The sequence below is a fragment of the Streptomyces sp. BK208 genome, from assembly GCF_004364245.1.
Lineage (GTDB): Bacteria > Actinomycetota > Actinomycetes > Streptomycetales > Streptomycetaceae > Streptomyces.
In genome coordinates this window covers 849,400-867,288 of record NZ_SOAV01000001.1, presented here as the reverse complement: position 1 = coordinate 867,288, position 17,889 = coordinate 849,400, and the positions used below count along the sequence as shown (strand labels likewise).

At 71.2% G+C, this 17,889-nt stretch carries 14 protein-coding genes; 6 read left to right on the top strand and 8 right to left on the bottom strand.

Translation table 11 applies throughout. The features are described 5' to 3' along the window. Window positions 1-19: 19 nt before the first annotated feature. Both EV562_RS03830 and EV562_RS03825 read right to left on the bottom strand, forming a co-directional pair. Window positions 20-4,396, bottom strand: coding sequence for a hypothetical protein (locus EV562_RS03830; RefSeq protein WP_133885187.1), 4,377 nt, complete (start codon window positions 4,394-4,396; stop codon window positions 20-22). Between the two features lie 137 nt (window positions 4,397-4,533). Then, the gene (locus EV562_RS03825; RefSeq protein WP_133885186.1) at window positions 4,534-4,986 is read right to left on the bottom strand and encodes an ankyrin repeat domain-containing protein; all 453 of its coding nucleotides are present in this window, start codon (window positions 4,984-4,986) and stop codon (window positions 4,534-4,536) included. 97 nt (window positions 4,987-5,083) lie between these two features. Between EV562_RS03825 and EV562_RS03820 the strand changes: the two genes are divergently transcribed. Then, window positions 5,084-6,070 (top strand): aldo/keto reductase, encoded by a 987-nt coding sequence (locus EV562_RS03820; protein ID WP_133885185.1) that lies wholly within the window; start codon window positions 5,084-5,086, stop codon window positions 6,068-6,070. 18 nt (window positions 6,071-6,088) lie between these two features. On the opposite strand, the gene EV562_RS03815 is transcribed toward EV562_RS03820, so the two are convergent. Genes EV562_RS03815 through iolC form a run of 5 tightly spaced genes read right to left on the bottom strand, consistent with a single transcriptional unit; the run spans window position 6,089 to window position 11,588 of the window. Beyond that, the gene (locus EV562_RS03815) at window positions 6,089-6,874 is read right to left on the bottom strand and encodes a GntR family transcriptional regulator (RefSeq protein WP_133885184.1); all 786 of its coding nucleotides are present in this window, start codon (window positions 6,872-6,874) and stop codon (window positions 6,089-6,091) included. 51 nt (window positions 6,875-6,925) lie between these two features. Beyond that, a complete protein-coding gene (gene iolD, locus EV562_RS03810; protein WP_133885183.1) occupies window positions 6,926-8,800 on the bottom strand; it encodes a 3D-(3,5/4)-trihydroxycyclohexane-1,2-dione acylhydrolase (decyclizing) in 1,875 nt (624 codons plus the stop codon). Beyond that, a complete protein-coding gene (gene iolB, locus EV562_RS03805) occupies window positions 8,797-9,690 on the bottom strand; it encodes a 5-deoxy-glucuronate isomerase (protein ID WP_133885182.1) in 894 nt (297 codons plus the stop codon). Before iolB ends, iolD begins: the two co-directional genes overlap by 4 nt. A gap of 25 nt (window positions 9,691-9,715) precedes the next feature. Further along, window positions 9,716-10,612, bottom strand: coding sequence for a deoxyribose-phosphate aldolase (locus EV562_RS03800; RefSeq protein ID WP_133885181.1), 897 nt, complete (start codon window positions 10,610-10,612; stop codon window positions 9,716-9,718). A gap of 13 nt (window positions 10,613-10,625) precedes the next feature. Beyond that, on the bottom strand, window positions 10,626-11,588 hold the full coding sequence (gene iolC, locus EV562_RS03795) for a 5-dehydro-2-deoxygluconokinase (protein ID WP_133885180.1): 963 nt from the start codon (window positions 11,586-11,588) through the stop codon (window positions 10,626-10,628). A 252-nt stretch (window positions 11,589-11,840) separates the two neighbouring features. Here iolC and EV562_RS03790 point away from each other — a divergent pair, with 252 nt between their 5' ends. The 5 genes from EV562_RS03790 to EV562_RS03770 all read left to right on the top strand — a co-directional run bounded on the left by EV562_RS03790 (window position 11,841) and on the right by EV562_RS03770 (window position 16,546). Continuing rightward, window positions 11,841-12,863: a sugar ABC transporter substrate-binding protein gene (locus EV562_RS03790; protein ID WP_133885179.1), complete on the top strand. Its 1,023-nt coding sequence runs from the start codon at window positions 11,841-11,843 to the stop codon at window positions 12,861-12,863. Next, window positions 12,863-13,939 (top strand): ABC transporter permease, encoded by a 1,077-nt coding sequence (locus EV562_RS03785; RefSeq protein ID WP_166661544.1) that lies wholly within the window; start codon window positions 12,863-12,865, stop codon window positions 13,937-13,939. Before EV562_RS03790 ends, EV562_RS03785 begins: the two co-directional genes overlap by 1 nt. Before the next feature lie 6 nt (window positions 13,940-13,945). Then, on the top strand, window positions 13,946-15,058 hold the full coding sequence (locus EV562_RS03780) for an ATP-binding cassette domain-containing protein (RefSeq protein WP_243859957.1): 1,113 nt from the start codon (window positions 13,946-13,948) through the stop codon (window positions 15,056-15,058). Window positions 15,059-15,060: 2 nt separating this feature from the next. Next, window positions 15,061-15,963: a sugar phosphate isomerase/epimerase gene (locus tag EV562_RS03775; RefSeq protein ID WP_133885177.1), complete on the top strand. Its 903-nt coding sequence runs from the start codon at window positions 15,061-15,063 to the stop codon at window positions 15,961-15,963. A gap of 169 nt (window positions 15,964-16,132) precedes the next feature. Beyond that, on the top strand, window positions 16,133-16,546 hold the full coding sequence (locus EV562_RS03770; RefSeq protein WP_133885176.1) for a VOC family protein: 414 nt from the start codon (window positions 16,133-16,135) through the stop codon (window positions 16,544-16,546). Between the two features lie 101 nt (window positions 16,547-16,647). On the opposite strand, the gene EV562_RS03765 is transcribed toward EV562_RS03770, so the two are convergent. After that, window positions 16,648-17,652, bottom strand: coding sequence for a Gfo/Idh/MocA family oxidoreductase (locus EV562_RS03765; protein WP_133885175.1), 1,005 nt, complete (start codon window positions 17,650-17,652; stop codon window positions 16,648-16,650). Window positions 17,653-17,889 lie beyond the last annotated feature (237 nt).

Genomic DNA, 17,889 nt, shown 5'->3' with positions numbered 1-17,889 from the left:
TCGTGGGGCCCCACCCCCGTCATGCCCATCGGTGCTGCAGCCACAGGCTGAAGAGCCCGACCCTGATGCGGTACCGGTTGCCGGAGAGCCGCTGGAGCACCTCCCTGCCCTCCAGGTCCTGGATGACCCGCTCCGCCTCGGGATGAGCGTTGCCACCGCCCTCGTGGTACATGGCCCGTCCGATCTCGCGCCGGGTGGCCCGCAGGACCTCCATGACGAGGTCGCCGCTGATGTCCGTGACCTCGCTGTCGCCGGGGGTGAGCAGGTTGTCGAACTCGTTCTCCCCCAACGTCACGATGAGCCGGTCGGCGACGGCCTCGACGTCGGCGGGGCCGATGGCCGGTCCACGCACGTCCTCGCTGTTCATGTAGAGCACGAGCTCATGACAGAACAACTGGATGTAGTAGGGGCTCTGGCCGGTGAGTTCGAGAATGCGGTCGACGGCGTTGCCCCGGTAGCGGCTGGCTCCGTCCGGCAGCCGGATGGGCTTCTCGATGAGCTCCCTGGCGTCGGCGCTCTCCAGATAGGAGACGCGTGCCTCGGTGGCCACCTGGAACTCGTTGGGGAACTCCTGGATGAAGCGCGGCATCAGATCGTTGCCCACCAGGACGCATCGGAAGAAGCCCTTCTCGAGCATGGCCTTCCAGCCCTTCATGAAACTCTCGGGCAGGTTCCGGCTGCGGATCTCCTTGTGCACCATGCTGAACTCATCGATCAGCAATACGAGGTGACTGTCCGCCAGGGGCGGAGTGGCCCGCAACCAGGTGAGAAGCCGGCGCATGTATTCGATGAACTTCTGCTGGGCCGCCAGCCTGATCTCCTGCAGGCTCGGCTCGGGAAGCGCACGGGTGTCCCAGCCCTTCTCCATGGCCAGGTTGCTGATCAGCCAGTGGAAGTCGCTCCCGATGCGGTAGAGGAAGTCGGCGAAGGACATGTCGCCGGTCAGGTCCTGGATGCTGAAGCTCACCGCGAGGCTGGGCAGCGTCAGCCTCTTCTCGAGGTGGTACAGCACCGACGACTTCCCCGCGCGCTTCTGGCCGTAGACGATCACGCTGCCCCGGTGAGGCCCTGTCACCGTCTCCGCCAGACGGGCGATGAGCGGATCACGGCCCATGAACATGTCCGGGTTCTCGACGGGGAGACCCGCACTGTACGGATTGGGGATCTCGGTCCACTCGGTGTCGGTGTGCAGGCGGATCGACTTCGGCTCCACCTCCGCCTCGACCCGCCGCTGCGAACGCAGGGTGAAACTGATCCGGCTGTCCAGGGTGATGAGCTCCTGTTCGATGGCGGGTCTGCCGGCGACCAGGGAGATCTGGCAGGTCTTCGACTCCCCGGCTCCGATGGACTCCGCCACCGCGACCGTGGCCTCCGTGGCCGTGTAGTCGGCACTGGGCAGGACGCTCAGCACCACGTTGCTGACGGGACTGGCCCCCGGCTCGTTGGACACCTCCAGCTGGACGTCGACCCGGCCGCCGCTGGGCAGGTAGCGGTCGACGACCAGTTCCACCTTCAGATTCTCGGGTTCCACACTCTTCTGGTAGTCCTCGAAGTGCTTTCTGAGCTCGGTGTCGAGCGTGCACAGATAGGGATGCAAGATCTGCAGCGACAGCGGAGTCGGGGCACTCTCGTACTCCTCGACGTGCGCGCGGATGGTCCGGCTCGTCCCTCCGAAGAGACGCTCCCGTTCGACGTACACGCTCTGCCGGACGTACTGGCGCAGGTCCGTGACGACCGACCGGCAGTGCTCGATCCTCGCGCGGTCCGTTGCCGAGGCCAGACCGATCACGTCCTCGGCGATCCGTTCCAGCTCGATGGTGTGGCGGTCCAGCACGGTCAGGACCGGCGTCGTGTCGGCAAGGACGCTGATCTGGTGGTAGACGTCGCGGCGCTGGGCGTCCTCCCGCGCCGCCGCGAGCCATGCCTGGGTGAAGCTCGACTCGTCGGTCACCGTGACGTCGTTCTCGAGGTGGTCCGCCAGCGCCTTCTTGAAAATTTCCCGTGTCGTCCGGTCCGCCCAGACCCGCCGGATCAGACGTGTGACCGTCTCGCCGACCGTGGGTAGGGACAGCAGCGTCACCAGGACCATCCGGGTCAGATGCCGCTCGGACATCACCAGGGCCAGCGCCTTCTCCAGGGACGGCAGCTGCCCCATGTCGAGCAGCTGTACGCCGCTGTGCGTGAACGACATCACGAGTTGCCGGAGCTTGACGTCGACCAGGTCGTCCCAGTCGCTCTTGACGCTCACCGACTCCAGGTAGTACGTGCGAATGACGTCCGGATTGCCCTTCGCCTCGATGGCGCAGGCATCTCCCATCGCGGCCGCGAAGTACCGCAGTCTGCTGCGGAACCGGTCGTCCGTGATGCCCAGATCACGCATGATGCGAGCGGCCGAGAGGTTGTAGTCGGCGCGTTCGCGGGGGAAGTTGCTGCCGAGCCGCCCTTTGGCACGTCCCGAGACCAGGTCGTCCAGACGCTTGATGTCGTCTTCGGTGAAGGTCCGCTTCGCCACCTTCTCCGCTCGCACACCCCGGTACTCGCAGCGGTCGAGGTGGAAGGTCAGCAAGGGGCTGAGCTGGGAGGTGGCGGCGTACTGGAGTTGCAGCACGGCGTCCACCTTGGAGTACACGTTCGTCTCCATGGCCTGGATGAGCTGGTCAAGGGTCGTGCGCAGGGACTGCTGCTGCGGATCGCGCCGGAGCTCGGACTCCAGCAACTCCTTCGCCTCCTGCGGTTGGAACGTCTTGAGCAGTGCCATGGTGGTGCGGATCACCAACCGCACTCGCTCGTCACCGGTGGGCCCCCGGCTGAGCATGCCGCGCAGTTCATCCAGTGCCTCCGCCCACTTTCCCGCGTGCTCGAGGATGGTGCTGCGCTGCTGGGACCAGTTCCGGCGCTCGGCGTCGGTCACGAAGAGGTGTTTGTGTTCGTCTAGGAGGTTCAGTGCCTCGTCACGGCTCTGCAGCCGGGTCGACAACAGGTTGACGAGTCTGCGCACCGCCCGGGCGCGCTGGTCTCCCTGGTCGATGGCCTGCTGGAGGTGGCGTTTCGCTGCCACGTAGTCCTTGCGGCGCTGCGCTGCCTCTGCGCGGGCGAAGGGGCCCTTGTCCTGCTGGGTGCCGTTGGGTTGTTGCGGGGCGTGGATCCCGGCCGTCCTGCTGGGCGTGCCCGCCTGGACGGCGACCGCCTGGGACAGGTACTTCTCCGCGCCCCAGGTCAGTGAGTGACGTGGGGCCAGGGACTTCAAGGACGTCAACGACTCCCTGGCGGAGGTCAGATCCCCCCTGTCGACGCGGGCACGGACCTCGTCCGACAGCGAGCGCACCTGTGCGTCGTCGAGCCCCGTGGTCCGGGCGGGCGTCACGGGCGCCGGTACGGCCGGTCGCGGCACGGCCGGTGCCGGCCGTGGCACCGGACGAGGAGGCGGCGGCATCGCCGGTTGCCTGGCGGGTCGTACCGGCGCGGCGGGAGCGGGGCTTGGATGCAGCTTCGCGGCGATCACGGTGAAGGCGTGGGCGGGCGCCTCGGGTGAGTTCCACGCCTCGGCCGGGAAACCTGTGAGCCCTTCCCGGGGGACGCAGAGCAGGCCGGCGTGGAGGACGCACAGACGGGCGTTCCCCGGCCGCCAGGCGGCGGCGTCCTGCACAAGCCCGGCGAGTTCGTCCGCGCCGACGCCGTCGACGAGTACGCAGGCGGCCAGCGCCGTCAGAGCGGGGTCGTCCGCGGGCGCCTCCTGATCGAGGCAGTTTCGCAGGGTGGCGGGGTAGAGGAGTTCGCCGGTGTGCCGTTGGGCAACTGCCAGATCGAAGCAGGAGGAGCTGTCGTTCAGGGTGTCGGCGGCCTCGGCGAACAGCTCGAGAGCCTTGTCGTACTGGCCGAGCAGCCAGACCATCCGGCCGGCGGTCTGCAGGCAGTCGGCGGCGTTGAAGCTGTCCGCCACGCGGCGGAGACGTCCGGCGCACTGCAGGATCTTCGCCGTGTCCCTGACCTTCAGCGCGTAACCGTAGCTGTTCCGGATGCTCAGCAGGTCGCGGTCCAGTCGAATCCGGGTTTCGTCGTCCAGGTCGTCCGTGAAGACGTCGAAATCCGGATCGGCTATCCGCAGCGGTAGTGTTCGGACCCGCCCGTCCAGTTCCGCGAGGAAGCGCAGGGCGGCGGAGGGGAGGACGACCTCGACCGGCTCGACCGGCGGTGGCGTCGCCCGAGGCTCGGGTCGTGGTCCCACCTGCGCGGGGCTGTCGCTGGTCTCCCGGGCAGAGGTGGCTCCGGGTGAGCGGCGCTCGACCAACTGGATGGCTTCCGCCTCCAGGAGGATCTCCGCGTCGGAGGTTTGGATGACGAGGCAGTCCTCGTCGATCTCCGCGAGTATTCCTTCAAAGCATTCCCCCGCGTGCATGCGCACCCGAATGGTACTACCGGGCGACACGCGCGATTTGATCGGCCCAAGGCGCACATTGCGACTTTAGCCCCGAAGTCGTCCTTCGAGTGAGTGGTCGTCAGAATCTGCGTCGGGAAACGGCTTGTGGCCGCGGGTCATTCGCCGCTCCGTGTGCCACCCGGGGCGCGGGACCGCGGCCGCGCCCCCGCGGCGACGAGTACGTCCACCGTCTCGCTGTGCGCCCCGTGCGCCGCCCAGTCCAGTGGCGTCCAGCCGGTGCCGTGGTCCTCGCGCAGGTTCGGGTCGGCTCCGTGTTCGAGGAGTACGCGCACCGTCTCGGTGTACCCCCAGCACGCCGCGCCGCACAGCGGTGTGCCCTCCGAGCCGATCCCGCTCTCCGTGTCGGGCCGGGCACCGGCCGCGAGCAGCACGCGGGCGATGTCGGCGGCTCCGCCCACGGACGCGAGGTACAGCGGTGTGCTGCCGGCCGTGTCGGCCGTCTCGGCCGGGGCTCCGGCCCGCAGCGCGGCCCGGACGGCCGGCAGGTCGCCGACGAGTGCGGCGCCGACGAGACGCCGGGACAGCTTCTTGTGCTTTCGCCTGTTCACGCGCACCGAGACTACGCAGGGCTTGACTTGAAGCGCACTTCAATTCGCAGACTCCCTCCCGTGCCCGGACGACCGGGTGCGCATGGGGAGGAACATCATGAAGTACCGCACCATCGGCACCGATCCGGCGCACCGCCGCGAGGTGAGTGTGCTGGCGCTCGGCGCGATGCTGTTCGGCTCGCAGACCGACGAGAAGACCTCGTTCGCCGTCCTCGACCGCTATGTGGAGGCCGGCGGGAACTTCATCGACACGTCCGACAACTACGCCTTCTGGACCGACGGCGGCCAGGGCGGCCAGAGCGAGGAACTCCTCGGCCGCTGGCGGCGCAGCCGCGGGATCGGCGACGAGGTCGTCATCGCCACCAAGCTCGGCGCGCGCCCGCTGGCGCCGGGCACCGGCTACACCGACAACCCCGAGGGTCTGTCGGCCAAGGTGATCCGCGAGGCCGCCGACCGCAGCCGGGAACGGCTCGGCGTGGAGAAACTGGACCTGCTCTACGCGCACATCGACGACTTCACCGTGGAGCAGCGCGAGACCGTCGAGGGGTTCGGCGCACTGGTCGCGGAGGGCACGGTCGGGCTGCTGGGCGTCAGCAACCAGGCGGTGTGGCGCGTCGAGCGGGCCCGCGCCCTGGCCGCCGCGGCCGGCCTGCCCGGCTACGAGGTGCTGCAGTACCAGCACAGCCACCTGCGGCCCCGCTTCGACCTGCCCAGCGAGTTCTCCCGGTACGGCAGCGTCGGTCACGCCGGCGCCGAACTCCTCGGCTACCTGCGGGCCGAGCCGGACCTGACGCTGGTCGCCTACTCGCCCCTGCTGGCCGGCGCCTACGTCCGCGCGGACAAGCCGCTGCCCCCCGACTACGACCACCCGGGCACCCCGGCCCGGCTCGCGGTGCTGCGGGACGTCGCGGGGGAGACCGGGGCCACGGTCAACCAGGTCGTCCTCGCCTGGCAGATCGGCGCGGAACTGCCGATCGTGCCGCTGGCCGGCGCCTCCTCGGTGGCGCAGCTGGAGGAGAACCTGGCGGCCGTGGACCTGGAACTGACCGAGGAGCAGCGCGTCCGCCTGGACTCGGCCCACTGAGCCCCGTCCGCCCTGCGGTCAGCCTCTGACCAGGAGCTGGAAGTCGAAGGCGTACCGGGACGCGCGGTACACGTGCGTCCCGAACTCGACCGGCCGGCCGGTGTCGTCGTACGCGGTGCGCCGCATCGTCAGCAGCGCGGCGCCCTCCCGCTCGCCGAGGCGCCCGGCCTCCTCACGGGTGGCGATGCGGGCGCCGACGGTCTGGCGGGCGCTGTGCAGGGTGATGCCGGACGTGCGCATCATCCGGTAGAGGCCGGTCGACTCCAGGCGGGCGTCGTCGAGGTCCAGCAGGCCCGCCGGGAGGTGGTTGCAGAGCACCGCCACCGGCTGGCCGTGGGTGAGGCGCAGCCGCTCCAGGACGGTGACCTCGGTGCCCTCCGCGACGCCGAGCGCCGCGGCGACCTCGGCGGTGGCCGGGACACCCTCGTTGCGCACCACCCGGGTGCCGGGACCCTGCCCGGCGGCCTCCAGATCGTCGTAGAGACTGCTCAGCTCCAGCGGGCGCCTGACCTGGCTGTGCACCACCTGGGTGCCGACCCCGCGCCGCCTGACCAGGAGTCCCTTGTCGACCAGCGACTGGATGGCCTGCCGGACGGTCGGCCGGGACAGGCCGAGGCGGACCGACAGGTCGACCTCGTTGCCCAGCAGGTCTCCCGGCGCGAGGGCACCGTGTGCTATCGCCGCCTCCAGCTGCCGGGCGAGCTGGTAGTAGAGCGGTACCGGACTCCTCCGGTCCAGGGTGAGGTCCAGGGCGCCGGTCGCGGGGGCGGTCACGGCACGTGCGGGGCCACCGGTCTTCGCCATGGTCGTGCCTCCCTGCGTAGGTGACTGGCCGTCGGGCGGTGGAGCGCGGGGTCAGAGGTGGTGGCGGCGGTCGGCCACCGCGCGCTCGTAGGCCGCCCGCGCCTCGGTCGCGGCCGCACGCTCGGACACCTCGGCCACCGGCACGTCCCACCACGCCTGGGCCGGCACCGGCTCCCGCGCGGGTGCCGTCTCGACGTACACGCACGTCGGGCGGGTCGCCGCGCGGGCGGTGGTCAGCGCCTCGCGCAGCTCCCGCACCGTCTTGGCGCGCAGGACGTGCATGCCGAGGCTGGCCGCGTTGGCGGCGAGGTCGACGGGGAGCGGATCGCCGGTGAAGGAGCCGTCGGCGGCGCGGTGGCGGTAGTCGGTGCCGAAGCGCTCGGCGCCCACCGACTCGGACAGGCCGCCGATGGACGCGTACCCGTGGTTCTGCACCAGGACCAGCTTGACCGGCAGGTTCTCCTGGACGGCAGTGACGATCTCGGTCGGGTTCATCAGGTACGTGCCGTCGCCGACCAGGGCCCACACGGGGGCGCCGGGCGCGGCCTGCTGGACGCCGATCGCGGCCGGGATCTCGTAGCCCATGCAGGAGTAGCCGTACTCCAGGTGGTACTGGCGCGGGGAACGGGCCCGCCACAGCTTGTGCAGGTCGCCGGGGAGCGAACCGGCCGCGTTGATCACCACGTCCTCGTCGCCGACGACCGCGTCCAGCGCGCCCAGCACCTGCGTCTGGGTCGGCACCGCGCTGTCGTCGTCCGCGCCGAACGCCCCCTCGACCACCTCGTCCCAACGGGCCTTGCCGGTGCGGTACTCCGCCTCGTACGCCGGGTCCACGCGGTGCCCCGACAGCGCCCGGGCCAGTGCGGTGAGGCCGGCCCGCGCGTCGCACACCAGGGTGCCGGCGGCGAGCTTGTGGGCGTCGAAGGCGGTGATGTTGAGGTTCAGGAAGCGCACGTCCGGGCGCTGGAAGAGGGTCCCGGACGCGGTGGTGAAGTCCGAGTAGCGGGTGCCGACGCCGATGACCAGGTCGGCGGTGCGGGCGAGGGCGTCGCTCACCGCGGTGCCGGTGTGGCCGATGCCGCCGAGGTCGGCCGGGTGGTCGTGGCGCAGGGCGCCCTTGCCGGCCTGGGTGGAGGCGACGGGGATGCCGGTGGCGTCCACCAGGGTTTTCAGGGCCTGCTCGGCCTCGCTGTGGTGGATGCCGCCGCCCGCGACGATCAGCGGGCGCGCGGCGGCGCGGACCGCCCGGACCGCCTCGGCCAGTTCCGCGGGGTCGGGCGCGGGGCGCCGTACCCGCCACACCCGGTCGGCGAAGAACTCCTCCGGCCAGTCGTACGCCTCGGCCTGCACGTCCTGCGGGAGCGCGAGGGTGACCGCGCCGGTCTCCGCCGGGTCGGTCAGGACGCGTACCGCCCGCAGCGCGGACGCCAGGAGCGCCTCGGGCCGGGTGACGCGGTCGAAGTACCGGGACACGGGCCGCAGGGCGTCGTTGACGGAGACGTCGGCCTCCACCGGGTGCTCCAGTTGCTGGAGCAGCGGGTCGGCGGCGTGCGAGGCGAAGCCGTCGCCGGGCAGCAGCAGGACCGGCAGGCGGTTGATCGTGGCCAGGGCGGCGCCGGTGACCAGGTTGGTGGCGCCGGGACCGATGGACGTCGTCACGGCCTGCGCGGACAGGCGGTTGAGCTGGCGGGCGTGGCCGACGGCCGCGTGCACCATGGCCTGTTCGTTGCGGCCCTGGTGGTAGGGCATCGCCTCCCGGTACTCGACCAGCGCCTGGCCGAGGCCGGCCACGTTGCCGTGGCCGAAGATGCCCCAGGTGCCGGTGATCAGGCGGCGGCGCACGCCGTCGCGTTCGGTGTACTGGGCGGCCAGGAAGCGCACCAGGGCCTGGGCGGTGGTCAGTCGGCGGGTGGCGGCGGCGCTCATGCGGACCTCTCCGGTGCGGTGTAGAGGGGGAGCCGGGGGTCGACCGGCTGCGCGGGCCAGGTGTCCCGGACCCAGGCGTGGTCGGGGTGGTCGCGGATCAGCCAGGCGCGCTCGGGCTCCGGACCGGCCATGACGTTGAGGTAGTACATGTGGTGTCCGGGGACCGCCATCGACGGCCCGTGCCAGCCGTCGGGGATCAGCACCACGTCCCCGTCGCGGACCTCGGCGAGCACGTCCGTGCCCCGTCCCCGTCCGGAGGGGGAGACGCGCTGGTAGCCAAGCCCCGGGGTGCCGTCGTGGGGTGCGAACTCGAAGTAGTAGATCTCCTCCAGCACCGATTCCTCGCCGGGGCGGTGCTCGTCGTGCTTGTGCGGGGGGAAGGACGACCAGTTGCCGCCCGGGGTGAGCACCTCGACCGCGATGAGCCGGTCGCATTCGAACACCCCGGCCGCGCCGAAGTTGTTGACCTGCCGCGAGCAGCTCCCGGTGCCGCGCAGCTCGACCGGCACCGAGGACGCCGGGACGTACCGGGCGGGCAGGCGGCGGGTGCAGCGGGCGCCGGTCAGGGCGAACCGGCCGCCGCCGGCGGAGGTCACCGTCGCACGGGCCCCGCGCGGGACGTACACGAAGTCGCTCACACCGGTGAACACGCTGTCACGGCCGATGAGTTCGAAGGTCTGCGCGCCGAAGTCGTCGGCGGCCTCGACCGCGCAGCCGCCGCTCAGCGGCAGGACGATCCACTCGCTCCCGCCGCTGTCGAAGGTGTGGCTGCCGCCGGGCGCCAGGTTCACCACGCGCAGAGCGCTGTGGCCCCACCCGGCGCTCTCGGGCGTCACGTCCACGGCGTACGGGCCGTCCGCCGCCTTGCCCGCGGGAAGGTGATACGTCATCGTCCGCTCCTCCGCCTCTCCTCGTTCACAGCAGTCCGACGGCCGTGTCCACCGCCTGCTCCACGCCGCCCTCGGCCGGGTAGAGCAGCGAGCGGCCCACGACCATGCCCTGCACGGTGGGCAGCCTCAGTGCCTTGCGCCAGCGTTCGTAGGCCGCGGCCTGGTCCGCGGCGGAGCCCCCTATGTCGCCGCCGAGCAGGACCACGGGGAGCGTGGACGTCTCCAGGACCTCGGCCATGTCGTCCGGGTCGTGGGTGACGGGCAGTTTCAGCCAGGTGTAGGCCGAGGTGCCGCCGAGACCCGAGGCGATGGCGACGGAGCGGGTGACGGCCTCGGCGGACAGGTCGTTGCGGACCCGCCCCTCGATCCGACGGGAGATGAACGGCTCTACGAACAGGGGCAGTCCGCGCGACGCCATGGCGTCCACCGCGCGGGCGCTGGCCTCCATGGTGGCCAGCGAGCCCGGGTCGTCGTAGTCGATGCGCAGCAGCAGCTTGCCCGCGTCGAAACGCAGCCGGGCGATGTCCTCGGCGCGGTGACCGGTGAAGCGGTCGTCCATCTCGAAGGCGGCGCCCGCGAGACCGCCCCGGTTCATCGATCCCATGACGACCTTGTTCTCCAGCACCCCCAGCAGCAGCAGGTCCTCCAGCACGTCGGCGGTGGCGAGCACCCCGTCGACGCCGGGCCGGGACAGCGCGGTGCACAGGCGCTCCAGCAGGTCGGCCCGGTTGGCCATGGCGAGCCGGCGGTCGCCCACGCCGAGCGCGCCGCGCGCCGGATGGTCGGCGGCGACGATCATCAGACGGCCGGAGTCGCCGATCAGCGGGCGGCGCTCCCGGCGCGCCGCGGCCTCGGCGATCGCCTCCGGATGCCGGGCTCTGACCGCGGTGAGGTCCGGGATGCTGGAGATGGTCAGGGACAAGACGGGACTCCGTTCAGGGTGTGGCTCGCGCGAGGAGGTCGTCGACCTCCGCCTCGGTGGGCATCGCGGAGGAGCAGGCGAGGCGGGATGCGACGAGGGCGCCGGCCGCGTTGGCGTACCGCATGGTCCGCTCCAGCTCCCAGCCGGAGAGCAGACCGTGGACCAGGGAGCCGCCGAACGCGTCGCCCGCGCCGAGGCCGTTGACCACCTCGACCGGCACCGGCGGCACCTGGGCGGACCGGCCGTCGCGGTGCACGGCGAGGACGCCCTCGGGCCCCTGCTTGACGACGGCCAGTTCCACCCCGGCCGCCAGCAGCGCCTCGGCGCAGGCCCGGGGTTCGCGCACGCCCGTGGCGATCTCGCACTCGTCCAGGTTGCCGACCGCGACGGTGGCGTGCCGGAGCGCCTCGGCGTAGTGCGGGCGGGCCCGGTCCGGGTCGGTCCAGAACATGGGGCGCCAGTCCAGGTCGAAGACGGTGGTGCCGGACTTCGCGCGGTGGGCGAGGGCGGTCAGCGTCGCCGTACGGCTCGGCTCCTCGCTCAGTCCGGTGCCCGTCATCCAGAAGACGGAGGCCGCGCGGATCGCGTCCAGGTCCAGCTCCTCGGGATGGATCTCCAGGTCCGGTGCCTTGGGACGGCGGTAGAAGTACAACGGGAAGTCGTCCGGCGGGAAGACCTCGCAGAACGTCACGGGGGTCGGGTACGCGGCGACCGGGGTGACCCAGCGGTCGTCGACGCCGAACTCCTTCAGCGCGCGGTGCAGATAGCCGCCGAACGGGTCGTCGCCGGTGCGGGTGATGACGGCCACGGCACGGCCGAGCCGGGCGGCGGCGACCGCCACGTTGGAGGCCGAACCGCCGAGAAACTTGCCGAAGGTCTCAACCTCCGCCAGGGGTACGCCCGTCTGCAGAGGATAGAGATCGACCCCGATGCGGCCCATCGTGATCAGATCGAAACGCGGGACTGACTCTGCCATGTGCGACGCTCCTCGGGCTGGGCGGGGGCCTGCCGCCTCCCAGGTGTATGACTCCTGGACGACGCTGTCAATACTTTGTACTTACATTCGGACCTGCGAGTGAAAGGATGTCTTGACAAAGTATTGACAGTGGGCGCCTCAAGGACTTGTATCCGGTCCCAGCGCAGCAACAGCCATTCTTCTCGGGTCTGGCACTCGGGTCTGGCACACGGCTCTCCCGTCGCACAGTCGCACAGTGAGGTGCAGGAAAAGATGGACCGCTCTTCGCACGCCCGCTCCCGCAGATTCGCCCCTGCCGTGGCCCTCGCCGCCGCCGCGGCCCTGACCCTCGCCGGCTGTTCCAGCAGTTCCGGGGGGAAGAAGGCCGACGAGGAGGGCGACTCGGGTGCCTCCGCGGGCAAGGCGAACACCCCCCGTATGACCGTCGCCCTGGTCACCCATCAGGCGCCCGGCGACACCTTCTGGGACATCGTCCGCAAGGGTGCCCAGGCCGCCGCCGACAAGGACAACGTCAAGCTCGTCTACTCCGCCGACCCGAACGCGGGCAGCCAGGCCAACCTGGTGCAGAACGCGATCGACCAGAAGGTCGACGGCATCGCCGTCACGCTCGCCAAGCCGGACGCCCTGCGCAGCGTCCTCGCCAAGGCGGAGAAGGCCGGCATACCCGTGGTCGGGCTCAACTCCGGTCTGGCGGACTGGAAGAAGCTCGGCCTGATGGAGTTCTTCGGGCAGGACGAGAGCGTGGCGGGCGAGGCGTTCGGCAAGAAGCTGAACGAGGTGGGTGCCAAGAAGGCCCTCTGCGTGATCCACGAACAGGGCAACGTCGGCCTGACCCAGCGCTGCGACGGCCTGAAGAAGACGTTCGAGGGCTCGGTGGAGAACCTCTTCGTCAACGGCGCCGACCAGCCCTCGGTGAAGTCGACGGTGACGGCCAAGCTGCAGCAGGACTCCGGCATCGACCACGTCGTCACGCTGGGCGCTCCGTTCGCCATGACGGCCGTGCAGTCGGTGGACGAGTCCGGCAGCAAGGCCAAGGTCGCCACCTTCGACCTGAACAAGGAGCTCACCGGCGCCATCGAGAAGGACGACATCGAGTTCGCCGTGGACCAGCAGCCCTACCTCCAGGGCTACCTCGCGGTCGACGGCCTGTGGCTCTACAAGAACAACGGCAACTACAGCGGCGGCGGTGAGCAGCCGGTGCTGACCGGCCCGGCCTTCGTCGACAAGTCCAACGTGAAGGCGGTCGCCGAGTTCGCCTCGAAGGGCACCCGGTGATGAGCGTGGCCCCACAGGCTGAGCCGGCGGTGGCCGCACCGCCGGCCCCCGGCCCCGAGGAAGCCGACGGCCGGACCCGTGAACGCCCCGTGGCGCTGCGGCTGCTCGCCCGGCCCGAGGTCGGGGTCTTCCTCGGCGCCGTCGCCGTCTTCGTCTTCTTCCTGGTCGCCGCCCCCACGCTCCGTGACGGCGCCTCCATGGCGACGGTGCTGTACCAGTCGTCCACCATCGGCATCATGGCCCTGCCCGTCGCCCTGCTCATGATCGGCGGCGAGTTCGACCTGTCCGCCGGTGTCGCCGTGGTCACCTCGGCGCTCACCGCGGGCATGCTCAGCTACCAGCTGACCATGAACGTCTGGATGGGCGTGATCGTCGCCCTCGTGGCCTCGCTCGCCGTCGGCGCCTTCAACGGCTGGGTGCTGATGAAGACCGGCCTGCCGAGCTTCCTGGTCACACTCGCCACCTTCCTGGTCCTCCAGGGCGTCAACCTCGCCGTGACCAAGCTGGTCACCGGCAACGTCGCCACCGACGACATCAGCGACATGGACGGCTTCGACCAGGCCAAGGCCCTGTTCGCCTCGTCCTTCGACGTCGGCGGCGTCCAGGTGAAGATCACCGTGGTGTGGTGGCTGGTCTTCGCGGCCCTGGCCACCTGGGTGCTGCTGCGCACCAAGTACGGCAACTGGATCTTCGCCGTCGGCGGCAGCCAGGAGTCCGCCCGCGCGGTCGGCGTGCCGGTCACCTTCACCAAGATCACGCTGTTCATGCTGGTCGGCTTCGGCGCCTGGTTCGTCGGCATGCACCAGCTGTTCTCCTTCAACACCGTGCAGTCCGGCGAGGGCGTCGGCCAGGAGCTGATCTACATCGCCGCGGCCGTCATCGGCGGCTGCCTGCTCACCGGCGGCTACGGCTCCGCCATCGGTCCGGTCTTCGGCGCCTTCATGTTCGGCATGGTGAACCAGGGCATCGTCTTCGCGGGCTGGAACCCGGACTGGTTCAAGGCCTTCCTCGGCGTGATGCTCCTCGGCGCCGTCCTCATCAACCTGTACGTCCGCCGCGCCGCGACCCGGAGGTGATCGGAAATGACCAGCAAGACCCCCGCAGCCCCCGGCACCCACGGCGCCGTCCTCGCCGACCCCGCACCCGAGCAGGGCCGCCCGCTCGTGGAACTGCGCCGCGCCGGCAAGGCCTACGGCAACATCCGCGCCCTGCACGGCGTCGACCTCGCCGTCCACCCCGGCCGGGTGACCTGCGTACTCGGTGACAACGGTGCCGGCAAGTCCACCCTCATCAAGATCATCTCCGGGCTGCACCAGCACACCGAGGGCGAGTTCCTCGTCGACGGCGAGGCCGTGCGCTTCGCCACCCCGCGCGACGCCCTCGCCCGCGGCATCGCCACGGTCTACCAGGACCTCGCCACCGTGCCGCTGATGCCGGTGTGGCGGAACTTCTTCCTCGGCTCCGAGATGACCAAGGGCCCCTGGCCCGTGCGCCGCCTCGACATCGCCCGCATGAAGCGGACCGCCGACGAGGAGCTGCGCAACATGGGCATCGTCCTGGACGACCTCGAACAGCCCATCGGCACCCTCTCCGGCGGCCAGCGCCAGTCCGTCGCCATCGCCCGCGCCGTCTACTTCGGGGCCCGCGTCCTCATCCTCGACGAGCCCACCGCCGCCCTCGGCGTCAAGCAGTCCGGCGTGGTGCTCAAGTACATCGCGGCCGCCCGCGAACGCGGCCTCGGCGTCGTCTTCATCACCCACAACCCCCACCACGCCTACATGGTCGGCGACCACTTCAGCGTGCTGCGGCTCGGCACCCTGGAACTCAGCGCCGCCCGTCCCGACATCACGCTGGAGGAACTCACCAACCACATGGCGGGCGGCGCCGAACTCGCCGCCCTCAAGCACGAGCTGGCCCAGGTCGGCGGGGTCGACGTGGACGCCCTCCCGGACGGCGCTCCGGATGCGGCGCGCGTCCCGGCGCCGGACAGTGCCCACAGGACCCACGGCGCCCACGGCACCGACACGGCCGACGGGAGCGACACGGCCGACGGGAGCGACACGGCCGACGGGAGCGACACGGCCGACGGGAGCGACACGGCCGACGGGAGCGACACGGCCGGCAGGACAGACAGCACAGACAGCACCGACACGACCGACAGCACCGCAACCGGTACCGCCGAAGGGAAGGCCTGAGCATGCCCTCAGCCCTCGACCGCATCCGCGTCGGCTCGGCTCCCGACTCCTGGGGCGTCTGGTTCCCCGACGACCCCCGGCAGGTCCCCTGGGAACGGTTCCTGGACGAGGTCACCGAGGCCGGCTACGAGTGGATCGAGCTGGGCCCCTACGGCTACCTCCCCACCGACCCGGCCCGGCTCACCGACGAGGTGACCCGGCGCGGCCTGAGGGTCTCGGCGGGCACCATCTTCTGCGGGCTGCACCGAGGCCCCTCCGAGTGGGACGCCACCTGGGAACAGGTCGGCCGCGTCGCCGCCCTGACGCAGGCCATGGACGCGAAGCACCTCGTCGTCATCCCGTCCTTCTGGCGCGACGACAAGACCGCCGAGATCCTGGAGCCGCCCGAGCTGACGGGCGAGCAGTGGACCCACCTCACCGGCGGCATGGAACGCCTCGGCCGCGAGGTGCGGGAGAGCTACGGCCTGGACATCGTCGTCCACCCGCACGCCGACACCCACATCGACACCGAGGAGCACGTCGAGCGCTTCCTCGACGCCACCGACTCCGACCTCGTCAGCCTCTGCCTGGACACCGGTCACTACGCCTACTGCGGCGGTGACAGCGTCAAGCTGATCGAGACCTACGGCGAGCGCATCGGCTACCTCCACCTCAAGCAGGTCGACCCGGAGATCCTCGCCGGGGTCCGCGAGGGCGGCGTGCCCTTCGGGCCGGCCGTGCAGCGCGGCGTGATGTGCGAGCCGCCGGGCGGCGTGCCGGAGCTCGGCCCGGTGCTCACGGCCGCCCAGGAACTCGGCGTGGACCTCTTCGCCATCGTCGAGCAGGACATGTACCCCTGCGAGCCGGACAAGCCGCTGCCCATCGCGGTGCGCACCCGGAAGTTCCTGCGCTCCTGCGGCGCCTGAGCCGTCCCGCGCCGGCGGACGCTTGGACGGGTGAGCGGACGGGCGGACGGACGGGCGTGCCGGCGTGCGGGCGTCCCGCGAGTGCGCCGCCCGGCGGGCCGTCGCCGGTGCCGCGCGCTAGCGTGCGCAGCACCGGCAAGCACACCAGTCCCGTTCCGGGAGGCACCCCATGACCGCGCGTCTCAACCCGTACCTCGGCTTCGACGGCGACGCCCGCCAGGCGATGGAGTTCTACGAGCAGGTCTTCGGCGGCACGCTGTCGCTGAACACCTTCGGCGAGTCCGGCATGCCGGACGGCGAGTACACCGACCAGATCATGCACGCCATGCTGGAGACGCCCGACGGCTTCACCCTGATGGCCTCGGACACCCCGCCCGGGATGGAGTACCGGCCGGGGAGCAACTTCTCGGTGAGTCTCAGCGGCGACGACGCGGACCGGCTGCGCGGCTACTGGGAGAAGCTGTCCGCCGGCGGCACCGTCGCCGTGCCCCTGGAGAAGCAGATGTGGGGCGACGTCTTCGGCATGTGCACGGACCGGTTCGGCGTCCCGTGGATGGTGAACATCAGCGAGCCGACGGGCTGACACCCCCGGGCGAGCCGTCCGCACCGCTCCGCCGCACGCCGCCCGCCGGCTCGCCCGTGGGCCCGGTGCGTGCCGCTCAGCCCCGGCCCGGTGCGTGCCGCTCAGCCCCGCCGCACCTCCGCGACCGTCACCGGACGGTGCTCGTGCAGCGACAGCGTGCACGCCTCGGCGATCCAGCCGGCCTCCAGCGCGTCCTCGATCGTGCAGGGCGAGGTGCGGGTACCGGCGACGACCTCGGTGAACGCGGTCAGCTCGGCGCGGTAGGCGGCGGCGAAACGGTCCATGAAGAAGTCGTGCGGAGTACCGGCCGGGAAGCTCGCCCCGGGCTCCACCGAACGCAGCGGCAGCTTGTCCTCCAGACCGACGGCGATCGAGTCGTCGAAGCCGTGGATCTCCATGCGCACGTCGTAACCGCGCCCGTTGTGGCGGCTGTTGGAGACCACCGCGAGGGTGCCGTCGTCGAGCGTGAGGACCGCCCCGGTGGTGTCCGCGTCGCCCGCCTCCCGGATGAAGTCCGCGCCGCGGTTGCCCCCGACGGCGTACACCTCGCGCACCTCCCGGCCGGTCACCCAGCGGATGATGTCGAAGTCGTGCACCGAGCAGTCCCGGAAGATGCCCCCGGAGGCGGCGACGTACGCGGCGGGCGGCGGCGCCGGGTCCAGCGTCGTCGACCGTACGGTGTGCAGCGTGCCCAGCTCACCGCCGCGCACGGCGGCCCGCGCGGCGGCGAAGCCGGCGTCGAAGCGCCGGTTGTAGCCGATCTGGACCGGTACGTCGCGGCCGGCGAGCGCCTTGAGCACCTCGACGCCCTCCGTCATGGTGCGGGCGACGGGCTTCTCGCAGAAGACCGGCACACCGGCCTCCACGGCGGCCAGGATCAGACCGGGGTGGGCGTCGGTCGCCGCCGCGACCACCACACCGTCCACCCCCGCGCCGAGTACCGCCTCGGGCGAGTCCGCGACCTCGGCGCCGAACCGCTCGGCGGCGGCCTTCGCGGCGGCCGCGAAGGGGTCGGCGACGACCAGCGACCCGACGGCGTCGAGTCCGGCGAGGGTCTCGGCGTGGAAGGCGCCGATGCGGCCGAGGCCGAGGATTCCGATACGCATGCGCTGTCCTGTTCCTTGTGTCTGGGGTCAGGGGTGTGAGTGGTGTGAGGGGGAGTGCGGGGTGGGAGGCCCGGGCCGGGGCGGTTCGGGCGGGCCCGGTGTCGGCAGGTTCATCGGCTCCCTCGTCGCGCGGGGCCCGCCCGCGGCCGCACGCGGGGCGCATCCACTGTGTGCGCCGACAGCGGTGAGGTGGGGCTGTCGTTCTTGTCCTGACGAACGCGTCGAACGACCAGCAGG

Coding starts and splice junctions, on each gene's coding strand:
- EV562_RS03830 (WP_133885187.1), bottom strand. CDS start 4,396: ATGCACGCGGGGGAATGCTTTGAAGGAATACTCGCGGAGATCGACGAG.
- EV562_RS03820 (WP_133885185.1), top strand. CDS start 5,084: ATGAAGTACCGCACCATCGGCACCGATCCGGCGCACCGCCGCGAGGTG.
- EV562_RS03815 (WP_133885184.1), bottom strand. CDS start 6,874: ATGGCGAAGACCGGTGGCCCCGCACGTGCCGTGACCGCCCCCGCGACC.
- iolD (WP_133885183.1), bottom strand. CDS start 8,800: ATGAGCGCCGCCGCCACCCGCCGACTGACCACCGCCCAGGCCCTGGTG.
- iolB (WP_133885182.1), bottom strand. CDS start 9,690: ATGACGTATCACCTTCCCGCGGGCAAGGCGGCGGACGGCCCGTACGCC.
- iolC (WP_133885180.1), bottom strand. CDS start 11,588: ATGGCAGAGTCAGTCCCGCGTTTCGATCTGATCACGATGGGCCGCATC.
- EV562_RS03790 (WP_133885179.1), top strand. CDS start 11,841: ATGGACCGCTCTTCGCACGCCCGCTCCCGCAGATTCGCCCCTGCCGTG.
- EV562_RS03785 (WP_166661544.1), top strand. CDS start 12,863: ATGAGCGTGGCCCCACAGGCTGAGCCGGCGGTGGCCGCACCGCCGGCC.
- EV562_RS03780 (WP_243859957.1), top strand. CDS start 13,946: ATGACCAGCAAGACCCCCGCAGCCCCCGGCACCCACGGCGCCGTCCTC.
- EV562_RS03775 (WP_133885177.1), top strand. CDS start 15,061: ATGCCCTCAGCCCTCGACCGCATCCGCGTCGGCTCGGCTCCCGACTCC.
- EV562_RS03770 (WP_133885176.1), top strand. CDS start 16,133: ATGACCGCGCGTCTCAACCCGTACCTCGGCTTCGACGGCGACGCCCGC.
- EV562_RS03765 (WP_133885175.1), bottom strand. CDS start 17,652: ATGCGTATCGGAATCCTCGGCCTCGGCCGCATCGGCGCCTTCCACGCC.